This window comes from Streptomyces sp. NPDC048277, from assembly GCF_040652235.1.
Lineage (GTDB): Bacteria > Actinomycetota > Actinomycetes > Streptomycetales > Streptomycetaceae > Streptomyces.
The window spans coordinates 33,247-46,893 of record NZ_JBEZLQ010000030.1 but is presented as its reverse complement, the minus strand read 5'-3'; the positions used below and the strand labels follow the sequence as shown (position 1 = coordinate 46,893).

At 70.7% G+C, this 13,647-nt stretch carries 14 protein-coding genes; 1 reads left to right on the top strand and 13 read right to left on the bottom strand.

Going from position 1 to position 13,647, the window contains the following annotated elements:
• Positions 1-8: 8 nt before the first annotated feature.
• The 4 genes from AB0D85_RS43070 to AB0D85_RS43055 all read right to left on the bottom strand — a co-directional run bounded on the left by AB0D85_RS43070 (position 9) and on the right by AB0D85_RS43055 (position 5,397).
• On the bottom strand, positions 9-1,718 hold the full coding sequence (locus AB0D85_RS43070; RefSeq protein ID WP_362333613.1) for a thiamine pyrophosphate-dependent enzyme: 1,710 nt from the start codon (positions 1,716-1,718) through the stop codon (positions 9-11).
• Between the two features lie 13 nt (positions 1,719-1,731).
• Entirely contained in the window at positions 1,732-2,592 is an 861-nt protein-coding gene (locus AB0D85_RS43065) for an amidohydrolase family protein (protein ID WP_362333610.1), read from the bottom strand.
• 152 nt (positions 2,593-2,744) lie between these two features.
• On the bottom strand, positions 2,745-3,944 hold the full coding sequence (lhgO, locus tag AB0D85_RS43060; protein WP_362333607.1) for an L-2-hydroxyglutarate oxidase: 1,200 nt from the start codon (positions 3,942-3,944) through the stop codon (positions 2,745-2,747).
• Positions 3,937-5,397: an aldehyde dehydrogenase family protein gene (locus AB0D85_RS43055; protein WP_362333604.1), complete on the bottom strand. Its 1,461-nt coding sequence runs from the start codon at positions 5,395-5,397 to the stop codon at positions 3,937-3,939. Before AB0D85_RS43055 ends, lhgO begins: the two co-directional genes overlap by 8 nt.
• 188 nt (positions 5,398-5,585) lie before the next feature.
• On the opposite strand from AB0D85_RS43055, the gene AB0D85_RS43050 reads away from it, so the two are divergent.
• On the top strand, positions 5,586-5,873 hold the full coding sequence (locus AB0D85_RS43050) for an antibiotic biosynthesis monooxygenase (RefSeq protein ID WP_362333601.1): 288 nt from the start codon (positions 5,586-5,588) through the stop codon (positions 5,871-5,873).
• Positions 5,874-5,959: 86 nt separating this feature from the next.
• On the opposite strand, the gene AB0D85_RS43045 is transcribed toward AB0D85_RS43050, so the two are convergent.
• The 9 genes from AB0D85_RS43045 to AB0D85_RS43005 form a co-directional block, all read right to left on the bottom strand.
• Positions 5,960-6,955 carry a methionine synthase II (cobalamin-independent)-like protein gene (locus AB0D85_RS43045; protein ID WP_362333598.1) on the bottom strand — a complete coding sequence of 332 codons (996 nt, stop codon included), beginning with the start codon at positions 6,953-6,955 and terminating at the stop codon, positions 5,960-5,962.
• A gap of 4 nt (positions 6,956-6,959) precedes the next feature.
• Positions 6,960-7,436, bottom strand: a complete 477-nt coding sequence (locus AB0D85_RS43040) for a heme-binding protein (RefSeq protein ID WP_362333594.1) — start codon at positions 7,434-7,436, stop codon at positions 6,960-6,962.
• Positions 7,433-8,218, bottom strand: a complete 786-nt coding sequence (locus AB0D85_RS43035; RefSeq protein ID WP_362333592.1) for an alpha/beta hydrolase — start codon at positions 8,216-8,218, stop codon at positions 7,433-7,435. Before AB0D85_RS43035 ends, AB0D85_RS43040 begins: the two co-directional genes overlap by 4 nt.
• Positions 8,219-8,243: 25 nt before the next feature.
• Positions 8,244-8,615: a VOC family protein gene (locus tag AB0D85_RS43030; RefSeq protein ID WP_362333590.1), complete on the bottom strand. Its 372-nt coding sequence runs from the start codon at positions 8,613-8,615 to the stop codon at positions 8,244-8,246.
• Positions 8,612-9,382: a fumarylacetoacetate hydrolase family protein gene (locus AB0D85_RS43025; protein WP_362333587.1), complete on the bottom strand. Its 771-nt coding sequence runs from the start codon at positions 9,380-9,382 to the stop codon at positions 8,612-8,614. The genes AB0D85_RS43030 and AB0D85_RS43025 overlap by 4 nt, the downstream gene beginning before the upstream one ends.
• Positions 9,379-10,827 (bottom strand): NAD-dependent succinate-semialdehyde dehydrogenase, encoded by a 1,449-nt coding sequence (locus AB0D85_RS43020; protein ID WP_362333584.1) that lies wholly within the window; start codon positions 10,825-10,827, stop codon positions 9,379-9,381. Before AB0D85_RS43020 ends, AB0D85_RS43025 begins: the two co-directional genes overlap by 4 nt.
• A gap of 20 nt (positions 10,828-10,847) precedes the next feature.
• Positions 10,848-11,768: a VOC family protein gene (locus AB0D85_RS43015; protein ID WP_362333581.1), complete on the bottom strand. Its 921-nt coding sequence runs from the start codon at positions 11,766-11,768 to the stop codon at positions 10,848-10,850.
• A 103-nt stretch (positions 11,769-11,871) separates the two neighbouring features.
• Positions 11,872-12,783, bottom strand: coding sequence for a LysR family transcriptional regulator (locus tag AB0D85_RS43010; protein WP_362333578.1), 912 nt, complete (start codon positions 12,781-12,783; stop codon positions 11,872-11,874).
• Positions 12,784-12,891: 108 nt separating this feature from the next.
• A complete protein-coding gene (locus AB0D85_RS43005; protein WP_362333862.1) occupies positions 12,892-13,455 on the bottom strand; it encodes a carboxymuconolactone decarboxylase family protein in 564 nt (187 codons plus the stop codon).
• Between the last annotated feature and the right edge of the window lie 192 nt (positions 13,456-13,647).

The following is a 13,647-nucleotide window of genomic DNA, read 5'->3' as shown; positions in this document are numbered from 1 at the left end:
CTCCTGGGCTAGCGGGTGACGAGGACGTCGACCACGGCGGTGGTGCCCTCTTCGACGGACTTGAGGGCCCGTCGGAGGGCGGGCGCGAGCTCGTCCGCGGTGTCGACGGTCTCGGTGTGCATGCCGAACGGCTCGGCGAACGCGGCGAGCCGGGGCAGCCGGTGCAGATCGGTGCCCAGCCACTCGCCGGTCTCGGCGGCGGCGCCGTCCGGGTAGAAGCGGCGGTGGTTGAGGTTCATCGATTTGTAGACACGGTTGTTGAACACCACGATCAGCAGCGGCAGTTCGTACGCCTTCGAGGCGTCGTACGAGGGGATCACCGGGTTGTAGGCGAAGGCGCCGTCGCCGATGGTGAGGACCACGGGCCGTTCCGGGGCGGCGAGTTTGACGCCGAGGGCGACCGCGATGCCCTGGCCGAGGCCGCCCTGGACGTAGAAGTAGGAGTCCGGTTCGGCGGTGCGCAGATGGCGTCGGACGGCCTGGCTGTGGGTGATGGTCTCGTCGACGACGACGCCGCTGTGGCCGTCGAGCAGCCCCCGCAGGGTGGCGGCGACCAGCACCGGGTCGACGCCCGGGGAACCGGGGTCCTCGCAGGCCTTGGTCTCGGCCCGGGCGAGGGCGCCGGTCTCCTCGGAGTACCGCGTGTGCTGGGCCGCGCGGCGCTCGGCGACGGCCGTCTCGTCGAGGTCCTTCGCCCGCTTGGCCAGCTGGCGCAGGGTGTTGGTGACGTTTCCTTCCAAGTACGTGTCGGCGAACAGCACTTGGTAGACGACGTGCGGGCGCTGCGGGACCTCGTCGATGACGACGATCCTCGCCTTGGCGGGGCGGCGGGAGGGCGGGTAGAAGGGCGCCCGGCAGTTCACGAGGAGGATCAGGTCGGCCGTGTCCATCCAGGGGCCGATGTCGCTGCCGGCGTGCAGCGGGTGGGTGCGCGGGAAGTTGCCGCAGACCGCCGAGTCGGGCTCGACGACCGGGATGTGCCAGGCCTCCGCGAAGGCCAGCAGCGCCTCGAAGCCGCCCGCCTCACGCCCCGCCGTCTCCGTGACGATCACGGGGTTGACCGCCTCGCGGATCAACTGCGCGACCGGGTCGACCTCTTCGGGCGAACTGTGCGTGGAGCCGGGTGGCACGACGGGCTTGGCCTCGCGGCCGTCCCACTCCTCCAGGAGGATCTCCAGGGGGATGTTCAGGTACGCCGGTCCGGCCGGGGCCCGCCAGGCCAGTTCCGCCGCTCGGGTGATCATGGTGGGCAGGGTGTGCACGCTGGCGGCCTCGGTCGACCACTTGGTGAACGGCCGGGCGACACCGTGCGGGCCGCCCACGATCGACAGGTTCCGGTACCACTGGCCGCCCGGGTCGTGCCCGGGGGCGTCGCCGTACGTCGTCGACTCCGACGAGGCGACCACCATGGGCACACCGGCCAGCAGCGCGCCGTGCACGGCCATCGAGCCCTGGAGCAGGCCCGGCGCCGCGTGCAGCAGCACGCCCTGCGGACGGCGCTCGATCAGCGCGTACCCGGTGGCCATGCCGACCGCGACCGTCTCATGGGTCAAGTCGAGGTATCCCGGCGCGGGTTCGCCGTCGCGGTGGCGGCGGGCGAGCGACTCCCACACCGGGGCCCATTCGGATCCCGAGGAGCAGAAGACATGGTCGGCACCCGCCGCGTTGAAGGCGGAGACGACGGCGTCGCCGCCGTGGATCCGTGGGGTGTTGGTCATCGCCGGTGTTTCCTCAGCCCTCGATCGGCCAGTTCAGGACCTCGGAGATACCGCGGCCCATGATCCATTCAAGCTCCTCGGGCGTGAAGTCCCAGTGTTTGGTGAACTGCTCGATCGTGTCGGTGTAGGTGATGCCGTGGCCGAGCAGCCGGGTGATGTCGGTGCCGTAGAAGCAGCGCTGCGGGCCCATCCTGTCGACCATCTCGCGCACGTACTTCTGGATGTTGCCGTTCGGGAAGGGCTGCGTGGAGTAGCCCGGCAGCGCCGACACCTTGACGTAGATGTTCGGGTGGACGTGCAGGTCGGCGGTCTCCTGGACCCAGTAGCCGATGGCGTCGTCCACGCAGCGGGCCATGATGCCCATGTGGTCGATGATGATCTTCAGCTCGGGGTGCTTGGCGGCGATCTCGCCCAGTTCGCGCTTCCAGATCGGGGCGTGGACCATGGTCGGGATGCGCAGTTCCTCGGCGAGCGGCCAGTACCAGTCGTTGGTGCCGTCGATCATCCAGTTGCGGTCCTGCGGCCGGTGGAAGGTCAGCCGGGTGCCCTTGACGTGCGGGTTCTGGGCGAAGTCCGCGAGCATGGCCCTGCCCTCCGCGGGCTTGTTCTGCGGGATGCGGGCCATGATGCCGAAGCGGTCCGGGTGGGCCTCGCAGGCCTCCAGGGCGTAGTCGATGCGGTCGCCCTCCCAGGACGGCGGCAGGATCAGCGCCCGGTTCACGCCGGCCTCGTCCATCAGCTCCAGGGCCTCCTCGTAGGAGAAGGGGTCCTCGCGGTGGCCGTTGAGACGGATCCGCTCGCGGGCGCCGGGCACCCAGGGGCGGTCGGGGGTCTCTTCCTTCCAGATGTGGATCTGCGTGTCGACGACGAACATGGCGCGGACTCTTTCTCTCGAAGGGGGTCTCGGGGTGGTGCGGAAGGAACGCTAGGCGGCCGGAGAGGTCTTGCGCAGAGCCGGGAGCGCAAGCTGTTGTTGCACGTAAGTGCCCTGTTCACAGCGCACTTCCGGCTGCCGGGGCGCACGGTTCAGGAGCCGTCGAAGACGGCCGCGGTGATGTGTTCGGCGATCGCCATGGAGGCCGTGGCGGCCGGCGAGGGGGCGTTGCGTACGGCGGTGATCCGGCCGGCGCGGTGGATGCGGAAGTCGTCGACGAGAGTGCCGTCGCGGTCCAGCGCCTGCGCGCGTACGCCGGCTCCGCCGCGCACCACGTCATGGACGCCGACCTCCGGGACGTACCTCCTGGCGTCCTTCATGAAGGCGGCGGTGGAGAAGGAGCCGCGGTACTCCTTGATGCCGGTACGCCAGTGCCGGCGGGCCATCCGCCAGGCGCCGGGGTAGGCGGCGAGGGCCAGCAGGTCCCTCGGTGACACCGTGCCGCGCCGGTAGCCCTCCTTGGCGAGGGCGAGGACGGCGTTGGGCCCGACCTCCACCGAGCCGTCGACGCGCGGGGTGAAGTGCACGCCGAGGAAGGGGTAGCGCGGATCCGGCACCGGGTAGACGAGACCGCGTACGAGATGTGTCCGGTCCGGCCTGAGCAGCATGTACTCGCCGCGGAACGGGATGATCCGGGGTTCCGGCCGGTCCCGGGCGAGCGCGGCGACGGTGTCGGACTGCAGTCCGGCGCAGAGGATCAGCCGGTCCACGCGTACGCGTTCTCCTGCCGAGGCGACTTCGATCCCGCCCGGCACGGTGGTGAGGGAGGTGACCGGACAGCCCAGCCGTACCTCGCCTCCCGAGTCGACGACGTCCTTGGCGAAGGCACGGGCGATCGCCGGGTAGTCGGTGATCGCGGTGCGCGGGGAGTGCAGGGCCGCGATGCCGCCGACGTGCGGCTCCAGTTCCTTGATCTCCTCCCGGGAGAGCTTCCGCAGCTCCGGCACATGGTTGTTGCGGGCCCGCTCGTACAGGTTCCGCATCCTGCCGAGTTCGTCCTCCCGTACGGCGACGACCAGTTTGCCGATCTCGTCGTACGGCAGCTGCCGGTCCCGGCAGTAAGCGCGCAGCAGGGACACGCCCCGCACGCACAGGTCGGCTTTCAGGCTGCCCGGTGGGTAGTAGATGCCCGCGTGGACCACGCCGGAGTTGTGGCCGGTCTGGTGTCGGGCGATCTCCTGCTCCTTCTCGAGGACGACGACCCGGGTGCCGGGGCGGCGCAGGGCGATCTCGCGGGCCGTGGCGAGGCCCACGATGCCGGCGCCGACCACGCCGACCGTCTCGTCAGCCATCGGCCCGCTCCGGGGCACCGACGTTGACGGCCACCGTCTTGACGCGCGTGGAGAACCTCAGGACTTCCTCGCCCTGTTCCTTGTAGCCCGTACCGGAGTCGTGGAAGCCGCCGAACGGGAGATGGACGTCCCAGCCGGTGGTCGTCGTGTTGACCGCGACCTGTCCGCACTCGGCCTCGTCGGCGAAGCGGTACGCGTGGGATAGGTCGCGGGTGAAGACGGCGGCGGCGAGGCCGAAGCCGGAGTCGTTGACCGCCTCGACGGCCGCGTCGAAGTCGTCGACCGCGCGGACGGCGAGGACGGGCCCGAAGACCTCCTCGCGCCAGACGGCCATCTCGGGGGTGACGCCGGCGAGGACGGTGGGGCGTACGTAGCAGCCGTGGGCCCGTTCGGTGTCCGGCCCGCCCCCGGTGAGCACGGTCGCGCCCTGGTCGAGTGCGCGGGCGAGATCGGCGAGGACGGAATCCCGCTGCTGCGGGCCGGCCAGCGGGCACAGTGTGGTCGCCGGGTCGCTGCCCGGGCCGACCGTCAGCGACTCCACCTCCGCGACCAGCAGCGCGACGAACTCGTCGTACACCGGCCGCTCGACGACGACCCGGCTGGTGGCGGTGCAGCGCTGCCCGGCCTGGCCGAAGGAGGCGGCGACCACGGCCTGGGCGGCGAACGGCAGATCGGCGTCGCGCAGCACCACCGACGCGTTCTTGCCGCCGAGTTCGCCCTGGAAGCGGACGTTGCGGTCGGCGAGGCGGCGCCGGATGCGGTTGCCGACGGCGTTGGAACCGGTGAAGGTGATGCCGGCGATCCGGGGGTCGTCGAGGAGCGCCTCCTCGATCTCGGCGGTCCGGCCGGTGACCACGTTGAGCACCCCGGGCGGCAGCCCCGCGTCGTGCAGGGCGCGGGCCAAGTGCAGGCCCGACAGCGGGGTCTCGGTCGCCGGCTTGAACACGGCCGCGTTGCCGGCGGCGAGCAGCGGGGCGAGTTTGCGGGCCGGGGTGATCAGCGGGTCGTTCCAGGGGCTGATGACGAGGATCACGCCGATGGGCTCGCGCTGGGTGTGGGTGCGGTGGTTCGGCCGTACGTCGTGCAGGAGGGTGCCGTAGCCCTGGCGGGCCAGGCCCGCGTAGTAGTCCAGGAAGTCGGCGGCCTTGAGGGTCTCGCCGGTCGCCTCGGCGCGGGTCTTGCCGTTCTCCGCGGTGACGTCGGCGGCGATCGCACCGACGCGCTCCCGGATCAGCCGGGCCGCCTCGGTGAGGACGCGGGCCCGTTCGAAGGGGCTGGTGCGCTTCCAGCCGGCGAAGCCGCGCTCGGCGTGGTCGTGGGCCCGGGTGACGTCCTTGGCGGACAGCGCGGGAACGCGGGCGAGGGGGACGCGGACATCGGCGGGGTCGTGGACGTCGATCCATTCACCGGTCGTCACCCACTCCCCGCCCAAGAGGGTTTCCAGGGTGCGCATGGAGATCACTTCCTTTGTCGTCCGCGATGTCGCCCGTGCGGGCCGGATGCGACAACACACCATGTGGGAGGGGGTCCACCAGCCCTGTGAGGGCAGGCATAGATTGCGCCGTGCGCGGGTCGGCGGTCGCATGATCCATGCTGGAATCGGCGAACCGGACACGTCCTGAGGAGAAGAGGAGAAGTCACATGGCATACGCAGTCGTCGCCCGATACCGCTGCGCACCGGCCGACGCGGCCGCGGTGCACGCCGCGCTGCTCAAGGCCCGGGCGGCCACCCGCACCGAGCCCGCGAACCTGATGTACGAGGTGCACGCGGTGGAGGGCGAGCCCGGTGGGTTCCTGCTCTACGAGCGGTACACCGATCGGAACGGCTTCGAGGCGCACAAGGCGGCCGACCACTTCAAGGAGGTTGTGATGGGGGTGGTGTGGCCGTTGCTGGAGGAGCGCACGGTTACTTTTGCGGAGGTGCTCTAGCGTCTGCCGGGCTTGGGTGCGTCTTGGGGCGCGGGTGATCTGTGGCTGGTCGCGCAGTTCCCCGCGCCCCTACAAGCAGGGGCGTTCTAGAACTCGTTGCCCCAGACGTACCGCGCGATCGTCTCGACCAGGACGAGCTTCTTGCGCTGGTCCTCCGCGCTCAGCAGGGGCCGCGAAGCCACGTCCGCGAAGCCCCTCGACGGTGATACGGCCCCGTCCTCCAGGTCCTTGAACTCGCCGGCCGCGTCGATACGGGACATCACGGTGTCGACGTCCTCCGGTTCGGGCACCGTCGCGTCGACGACTCCCAGGCAGAAGTCGCGGTCTTCCGGCAGTGCCCTGAGCAGGTCCAGTTCGGCCGGCGTGCCCTGGTCGAACGGCAGGACCCAGCGGTCGGCGCCGATGCCGGCGCACAGCTGCTCGGCGCGGGACCGGTCCAGTTCGGCCGGGGCCGCCCAGCCCGGTGCCATGGCGATCCGGACGCCCTCGGGGCGTTCGTCCAGCCGTACCGCCGACGCGTCCACGGCCAGCGCGTCCTCGAAGGACAGTGCGCCCGGGTCGGCCGGGTCGGTGTTCAACTGGCCCAGCAGCAGCGGGTTGTTGAGCTGGATCAGCCGGACGCCCTTCGACACCAGCAGCCCGATCTCCGCCCGGATGATCTCGGCCAGTGCCTCGCCCAGTTCCCGGGCCGAGGACACGCCGAGGCCCGGCTGGAACGTGGTGGCCGCGAGATACGCCGGTGAGGGCAGCGCGGCCTTCGGGGCGATCACCGTCAGAGCGGCGAGGCGAGCCACCCAGTCCGCGAGCAGCGGGCCGCCCGCCTTCGGGAGGGACTCGGCGACCCAGCGGACCAGGCCGTCGGGACCGGTTTCCTCGGTACGGCGGAATCCCGACACCGCGTCGAAGACCGCGCCGCGAAAGTCCTCCCGGGGGAAGTCGCCGTCGGTGACGACGGTGGAGCGCAGTTTGCGCTGATACGCCACCGCGTCCTGGACCGCCTGCTCCACGCCGGTCGCGGCGAGGCCGACCGGGCGGACCAGGCTGCCGTGGTGGTCGATGCGGTAGTTGAACGTGTCCGCCATGGTGTCAGTCCTTTCCGCCGGTGAATCCGGTGACGCCGGTGACGCCCCACGCGGCGAACTCCAGCTCGTAGCCGAGGGCCTTCAGGACCTCCTCGGCGATCCGCTGGTCCTCGTCCGCGGTACCGCCGGCGATGCCGAGCCCGCCGATGATCTCGCCGTCCTTCTTGATGGTGACGCTGCCCTCGGCGGCCATGATCGGCAGGGCGGCGCCGGGGAGTTGGGAGAGCTGGGCGAAGAACACGGGCTGGCTCTCCTGCCACTTCTTCAGCATCGGGCCGGGCCGCTGCATGACGGCCGCGGTGTAGGCCTTGGCGCGGGCGATGTCGGGGGTGAGCGGACGGGCGCCGTCGGGACGGCGGATGGCGATCGGGAAGCCGCCCGCGTCCACGACCGCGACGCTCACCGCCTTGCCGATCTCCTGGGCGCGCTGATGGGCGGCGCCGATGATCTCCTCGGCGGCGGCGAGGGTGAGGCTCGTCATGCTGCTTCCTTCGGTGCGGTGAGGGTGCGGCGGAGGCGGGCGACGGCCGCGTTGTACCGGTCGGGCGCCTCCCAGTACATGGAGTGCGGGGCGTCCGGGACGATCTCCAGATGCGAGCCGGGCAGCAGTTCGTGGGCTCGGGTGACCGTCTTGACGCTGAGCACGGCGTCCTTCTCCCCCGCCAGGAAGGCGACCTTGACGCCGGAGGCCCGGATCTCCTCCAGGGTCGGGCCGTCGGTGTCGAGGTTGCGCAGGTCCTGCATCCTGGCCACGTTGAACGTGCCCATCTGCTGGAAGAGGAAGGTGAGATCGGCCCGCTCCCGCTGGAACGATTTAGTGAGCAGCCGGTCGATGACGGGCAGCTTCACGGCCTGGGCCCGGTCGGCGGCGGCCAGTTCCTTCAGTTCGGGGTGGCCGATGCCGCCGAGGGAGTGGCCGAGGACGACCGAGGAGACGCGCTCGGGACGCAGCAGGCCGGCACGGAGGGCGGCGACGGATCCGATGGACTGGCCGACCAGCATCGCGTCGGTGATGTCCTCCCGGTCGAGGACGGCGACGACGTCACCGGGGAAATCCTGGCCGTCGAACTCCGCCATCGCCGAGTCGGACTTGCCGAACCCGCGCAGGTCCACGGTGACGACGGTGAACTCCTCGCGCAGTGCCGTCACTTGCTGCCACCAGGCGGCGTGATGTCCGCCGCTGCCGTGCACGAACAGGATCGCCGGGCCGCTGCCGTGGCTCTCGTAGTAGATGGAGGTGCCGTCGGAGTCGGCGAGGGGCATGGGGTGAACTCCCGTACTGATGTGCTTAGTTGGGGCGGCGGCCGTGGTGGACGAGCTCGATCATGGTGTGGTCGGGGTCGTGGATGTAGCAGAACTTGGACTGGTTCTCGGGGCGTTCGATCGGCCGGGTGTGCCGGATGCCCAGCTCCTTGAGGTGGGCCAGGAAGTCGTCCCAGTCGTCGACCTCGACGGCGAAGTGATAGGGCGCCATGCGCTCCATCTCCTCGACGGGCGTGAAGTGCAGATCGAAGACGCCCCGGGTCATCAGCACCACGCGGGTGTTGGACTTGGGCTGGATCCGCTTCATCCCGAAGACCTTGGCGTACCAGGCGGCGGTCCGGTCGGGGTCGGTGGTGGGGAAGTTGACGTGGTGGATGTAACGCGGTTCCGCGCTCATGATTGGTTCCCTTCCAGGTGTACGGGGTTGGACAGCACGCCGATGCCGCTGATCTCGATGTCCACGGTGTCGCCGGGCTCGATCTGGCAGGTGGACTCGGCGCCCATCCAGAGCACGTCACCGGGGTGCAGGGTGAGGTGCCTGGTCATCTCGACGATGTAGTCGAAGGGGTCGAAGACCATGTCCCCGGTCGGGAACGCGGCGCGGATCTCGCCGTTGACGCGCAGGGTGGTGGTCTGGGCGAGGGCGTCGACGTCGGTCTCGATCCAGGGGCCCATGGGTTTGAACGAGTCGCTGTTCTTGCTGCGCCAGAACGTGCGGTCCTGGTGCTGCCAGGTGCGGGCGCTGACGTCGTTGCCGACGGTCCAGCCGAACACGGCTGCACGGGCCTCGTCGTGGTCGGCGTGCCGGACCGTACGCCCGATGACGGCGACGAGTTCGGGCTCGGCCTCGAACCGGCCGGTCACCTCGGCGGGCCGGACGATCGGCGAACCATGGCCGGTGAGCGCGTTGTTGGCCCGGTAGCCGACCTCGGGACGCTCGGGCGTCGGGGCACCGGCGTGCTCGATGTGCCGGGGGTAGTTGTGGCCGACGGCGTAGAACACGCCCGGCACGACGGGCGGCAGCCAGACGGCGTCCGCCGCGGGGACCGTGCCGAGGACGTCGAAGCCGCCCTCCAGCGGCGAGCCGGAGAGCAGTTCGACGTCCGTCTCCCCCACCCGCCCCCAGACCGGCCGGCCGTCGACGGACACGCGTGCGTACCTCATGGCGTCAGCAGATGGGAGACGCGCTTGGTGACCAGGTAGGCGTCCAGTGCCTCGGGTCCGCCCTCCCGGCCGTACCCGCTCTCCTTGACCCCGCCCGAGGGCGCCTCGTGCACCGAGCCCCCGCAGTGGTTGAGGGAGAGGATGCCGGCCTCCAGCCCGTCGGAGAGCTTCTCGGCGGTGGCGGCCGACCTGGTGAAGCCGTAGGCGGCGAGGCCGTACGGCAGCGAGTTGGCGGTGGCCAGGGCGTCGTCGAGATCGGTGAACGGCACGATCGGCGCGAGGGGCCCGAACGGCTCCTCGGACATCAGGTCCGCGTCCGCCGGTACGTCGGTGAGGACGGTCGGCGCGAAGAAGTAGCCGGGGCGGTCGAGGCGTTCGCCGCCCGTGAGCACGGTCGCGCCCTTGTGCACCGCGTCGGCGGTCAGCCGTTCCACCGACCGCAGCCGGCGCTCGTTCGCGAGGGGGCCCATGGTGGTGCCCCGGTCCAGGCCGTCGCCGACCACGACCGACTCGGCGGCCTTCACGAACTCGGCGGTGAAGTCCTCGACGAGGGACTCGTGGACGAGGAAGCGGCTGGGCGAGGTGCACACCTGGCCGGCGTTGAAGAACTTGGCCTGGGCGGAGCGCCGGGCGGCCTGTCCGGGGTCGGCGTCGGCGCAGACGATCACCGGGGCGTGGCCGCCGAGTTCCATCAGGGACGGCTTCATGACCTTGCCGGCCTCGGCGGCGAGGAGCTTGCCGACGGGCACCGAGCCGGTGAAGGCGATCATCCGGGTGACCGGGGAGGCGATGAGGTGGGCGGACACCTCGGCGGGCTCGCCGAAGACGAGGTTCAGCACCCCGGCGGGCAGGCCCGCGTCCGCGTAGCACTCGACGAGGGCGACGGCCGTCGCCGGGGTCTCCTCGGAGGCCTTGATGATCAGCGAGCAGCCCGCCGAAAGGGCCGAGGAGATCTTGCGGTTGGGGCCGCCGACCGGGAAGTTCCAGGGGACGAAAGCGGCGACCGGGCCGATGGGTTCGCGGCGGACGGTGAGGAGCGTGCCGGGCGCGGCGGGGATGATCCGGCCGTACGCGCGGCGGGCGTCCTCGGCGTGCCAGCGCAGGGTCCCGGCGGTGCGCTGTGCCTCGCCGGTGGCCTCGGCGAGGGTCTTGCCCTGCTCCAGGGTCATCACCCGGGCGATCGCGGGGGCGCGTTCGGCGATGAGGTCGGCGGCGCGGTCGAGGATCGCGGAGCGCCGGGCGACGGAGGTCGCGCGCCACACCTTGAAGCCCTCGGCGGCCGCTTCGAGGGCGCGGTCGAGGTCGGCGGCGGTGGCGAGGGGGACCTCGCCGATCGTCTCCTCGGTGGCGGGGGCGACGACTGGGGCGGTCCGTCCGGTGCCGCCCTGGCACCATTCGCCCGCTATGTACATGCGGACGGCGGGGTAGCCGTGGTCGGTGGTCATGAAGGGGTGGCCTCTCGGGTTCAGGACGCGGTGGGGGCTTCCTGGTCGCGGTTGGTGCGCAGGGCCCAGATGTGGTGCGGCGGAGTCGTCTCGTGGACCCGGGTGCCGTATTTCTCGTCGGCCCGGTCCATGTCGGCGGCGTACTCGACGCGGCCGCCGCTCGGGGCGTGCAGGAAGCGGAAGACGTTGGAGCCGATGGTGTGCCGGCCGAGCCTGCGGGCCTCCCGCCAGCCGTGCTCGATCATGTAGTTGCCGCCCTCGATGACGTCGTCGAAGCCGGGCACCTCGTAGGCGATGTGGTTGACGCCCGCCCTGTCGGGGCGGTGGCAGAGCAGCATGGTGTGCTGGTCGTCGTCGCCGGGGGCCTGCAGGAAGACGCCCATGGGTTCGACCACGTCGGTCGGGCGGAAGCCCAGCCGGTCGGCGTAGAAGCCGACGGCCCGCTCACGGCCCTGCTGGGGGATGTTGAGGGCGACATGGCACATGCGCAGGGGGCGGACCCGGGTGATCGGCTCCAGGGCGGTGTTCCAGCGGTCGACGGTGCCGAGGGTGTTGGCGGGGCGGGGCGTGACGGCGGCGGGCCTGGGGCGGGCCAGGGTGAGGCCGACGCCGAAGCCGGTCTCGTCGACGGTGTGGTGGACGCCGTCGGCGCTCTCGCGGACCTCGCGGTCCCGGCCCGCCTCCGCCACCAGCCGCTCCAGTTCCCCGGGCGTGTCGACACCCCAGACCACCTCGCGCAGCGTGGGTCCGTCCTCGACGGGGGCCGGCAGCAGCGGGCCCGGCAGCGTGTCGAGGTGGAGGGTCTGGCCGGTGCGGGTTTCGAACACCGCGTGCTCGTCGGTCCGTTCGGCCGGGAACAGCCCGAAGTCGTCGTAGAACCGGATGCATGCACCGAGGTCGTCGATGCCGTAGGTGACCGATTCGATTCTCTGGATTCCCATGGATTCCTCGTTTCCGGTTCGCTCGCGAGCGTAGGTTTCGGCTCACGAGGGCCTCAATGGGCTGAGCTCTACGGAATGCGCAATCGTTTGTTGCGGACTGCGGCTACGACCGGATCGTGGGAATCGGGTTCTGCGAGAACCACTCGGCGAGGAAGTCCAGGAAGACGCTGATCTTTCGTGGGGTGTCCTGCCCGGGACCGTAGATCGCGTACAGCGGGCGGTCGGGTACGGCGAGGCCGGGCAGCAGCACCTGGAGGGCGCCGGAGACGAGGTCGTCGTAGGCCGGGCGCTGGGGCAGCAGGGCGATGCCCCGGCCGTGCACCGCCGCCTTCTGCAGGGCGATGTAGGAGTTGGACGAGAACGCGATGCTGCGGATCTTGTGCAGGGTGCTGGCGTGTCCGTGGCCGATCCGCCACACCGGGTCGTTGACGTGCACCAGGCAGTCGTGGGCGGCGAGGTCGTTGGGGTGGGCGAGCGCGCCGCACCGCTCGATGTACTCCTCGGAGGCGCACAGCACGAACGGCAGCGAGGCGATCTTCTTCAGCCGGACGCTGGAGTCCCTGAGGTCCCGGGTGTGGAACGCGACGTCGAATCCGCTGTCCAGGAAGTCGTAGGTGCGGTCGGACATCCCGCCGAGTTCGAAACGGACCTGGATCCTCGGATGCGCCGCCGAGAACGCGGCAATGGCGTCCCCGAGGTCGAGGCTGCCTATCCACTTGGGGCAGATGACGCTGAGGGTCCCTTCGGGCCGGTCGTGGAGCTGGGCGATTCCGGCGTCCTCGGCCTCGATCTCGTCCAGAATGCGGGCGGCGAATTCGGCGTACCGCCGGCCCGGCTCGGTGAGGCTCACGGAGCGGGCGGTGCGGTTGACCAGGCGGACGCCGATCTGCCGCTCCAGCTCCGCCACGTGCCGGGACACCAGGGAGCCGGACGAGCCGAGTTTCTTGGCGGCTCCGCTGAAACTGCCGACCTGGGCGACGGTGACGAAGCTGTGCATGAGGAGCAAGCGATCCATTTTTCCTCCGAACGCGCGTGCGGCTCGCGCCGGTCACCCACACAAATCGAATGTCGGCAATGTTGTCAACGTCTCTTCACTTAAAAGATCAGCCCACGTTTCTCATGGTCAGACCGGAGATCGAGTCCCGTCCGGGGCGATCCGGCCGTAGCCGCGGACGTCCGGGAACGGCGGCTCCCTGTCGGCCTGGAGGTCCACCTGGAAGGTGTTCAGGCACATGCCGAGCATGGTGAAGTTGCCGAGCGCGCCGATGGTGTCGACGAGCCCCCTGGGGCCGAAGTGCTCCAGGGCGCGGGCGAAGGTCTCGTCGGTGACGAAGTGCTCCTCCAGGACCTCCCGGCAGAACTGGTAGAAGGCCTGGTCGGCCGCGTCGTCGAAGACCGCCTCGCGCTTCTCGGCGATGGCCCGGACGGCGTCCTGCGGGATGCCGGCCTCGACCGCCTGGCGGACATGGGCGTTCCAGGAGTACTGGGCGTCCCAGTTGCGGGCGGCCATCAGCAGCGTCAGTTCGCGCAGGTGCTCGGGGAGGCTGCAGTCGAACCGGGCGAAGGCGCCCAGGGACTCCGCGCGTTCGCACATCTCGGGGCTGTGCAGCCAGACCCGGAACGGGCCGCGCACGGCGCCGCGGCGGCCCGCGATCCGGGCGGCCAGCTCCTGCTGGCGCGGGTCCATGTCGTCTTCACTGAGAACGGGGAGCCTCATGGGGCCGGTACCTGCCTTTTCTCTCCGGCGGCCGTGGGATGCCAGCTGACGCTACCGCCGGATCCGGGAACCTCACCCCTCCCGGCGCGCAAGGTAAAACTGCACGCCAGAGGGCACCCCTCGGCCCGCGCACGGCCTACCGTCGGTCGGCGTACCGCGTCG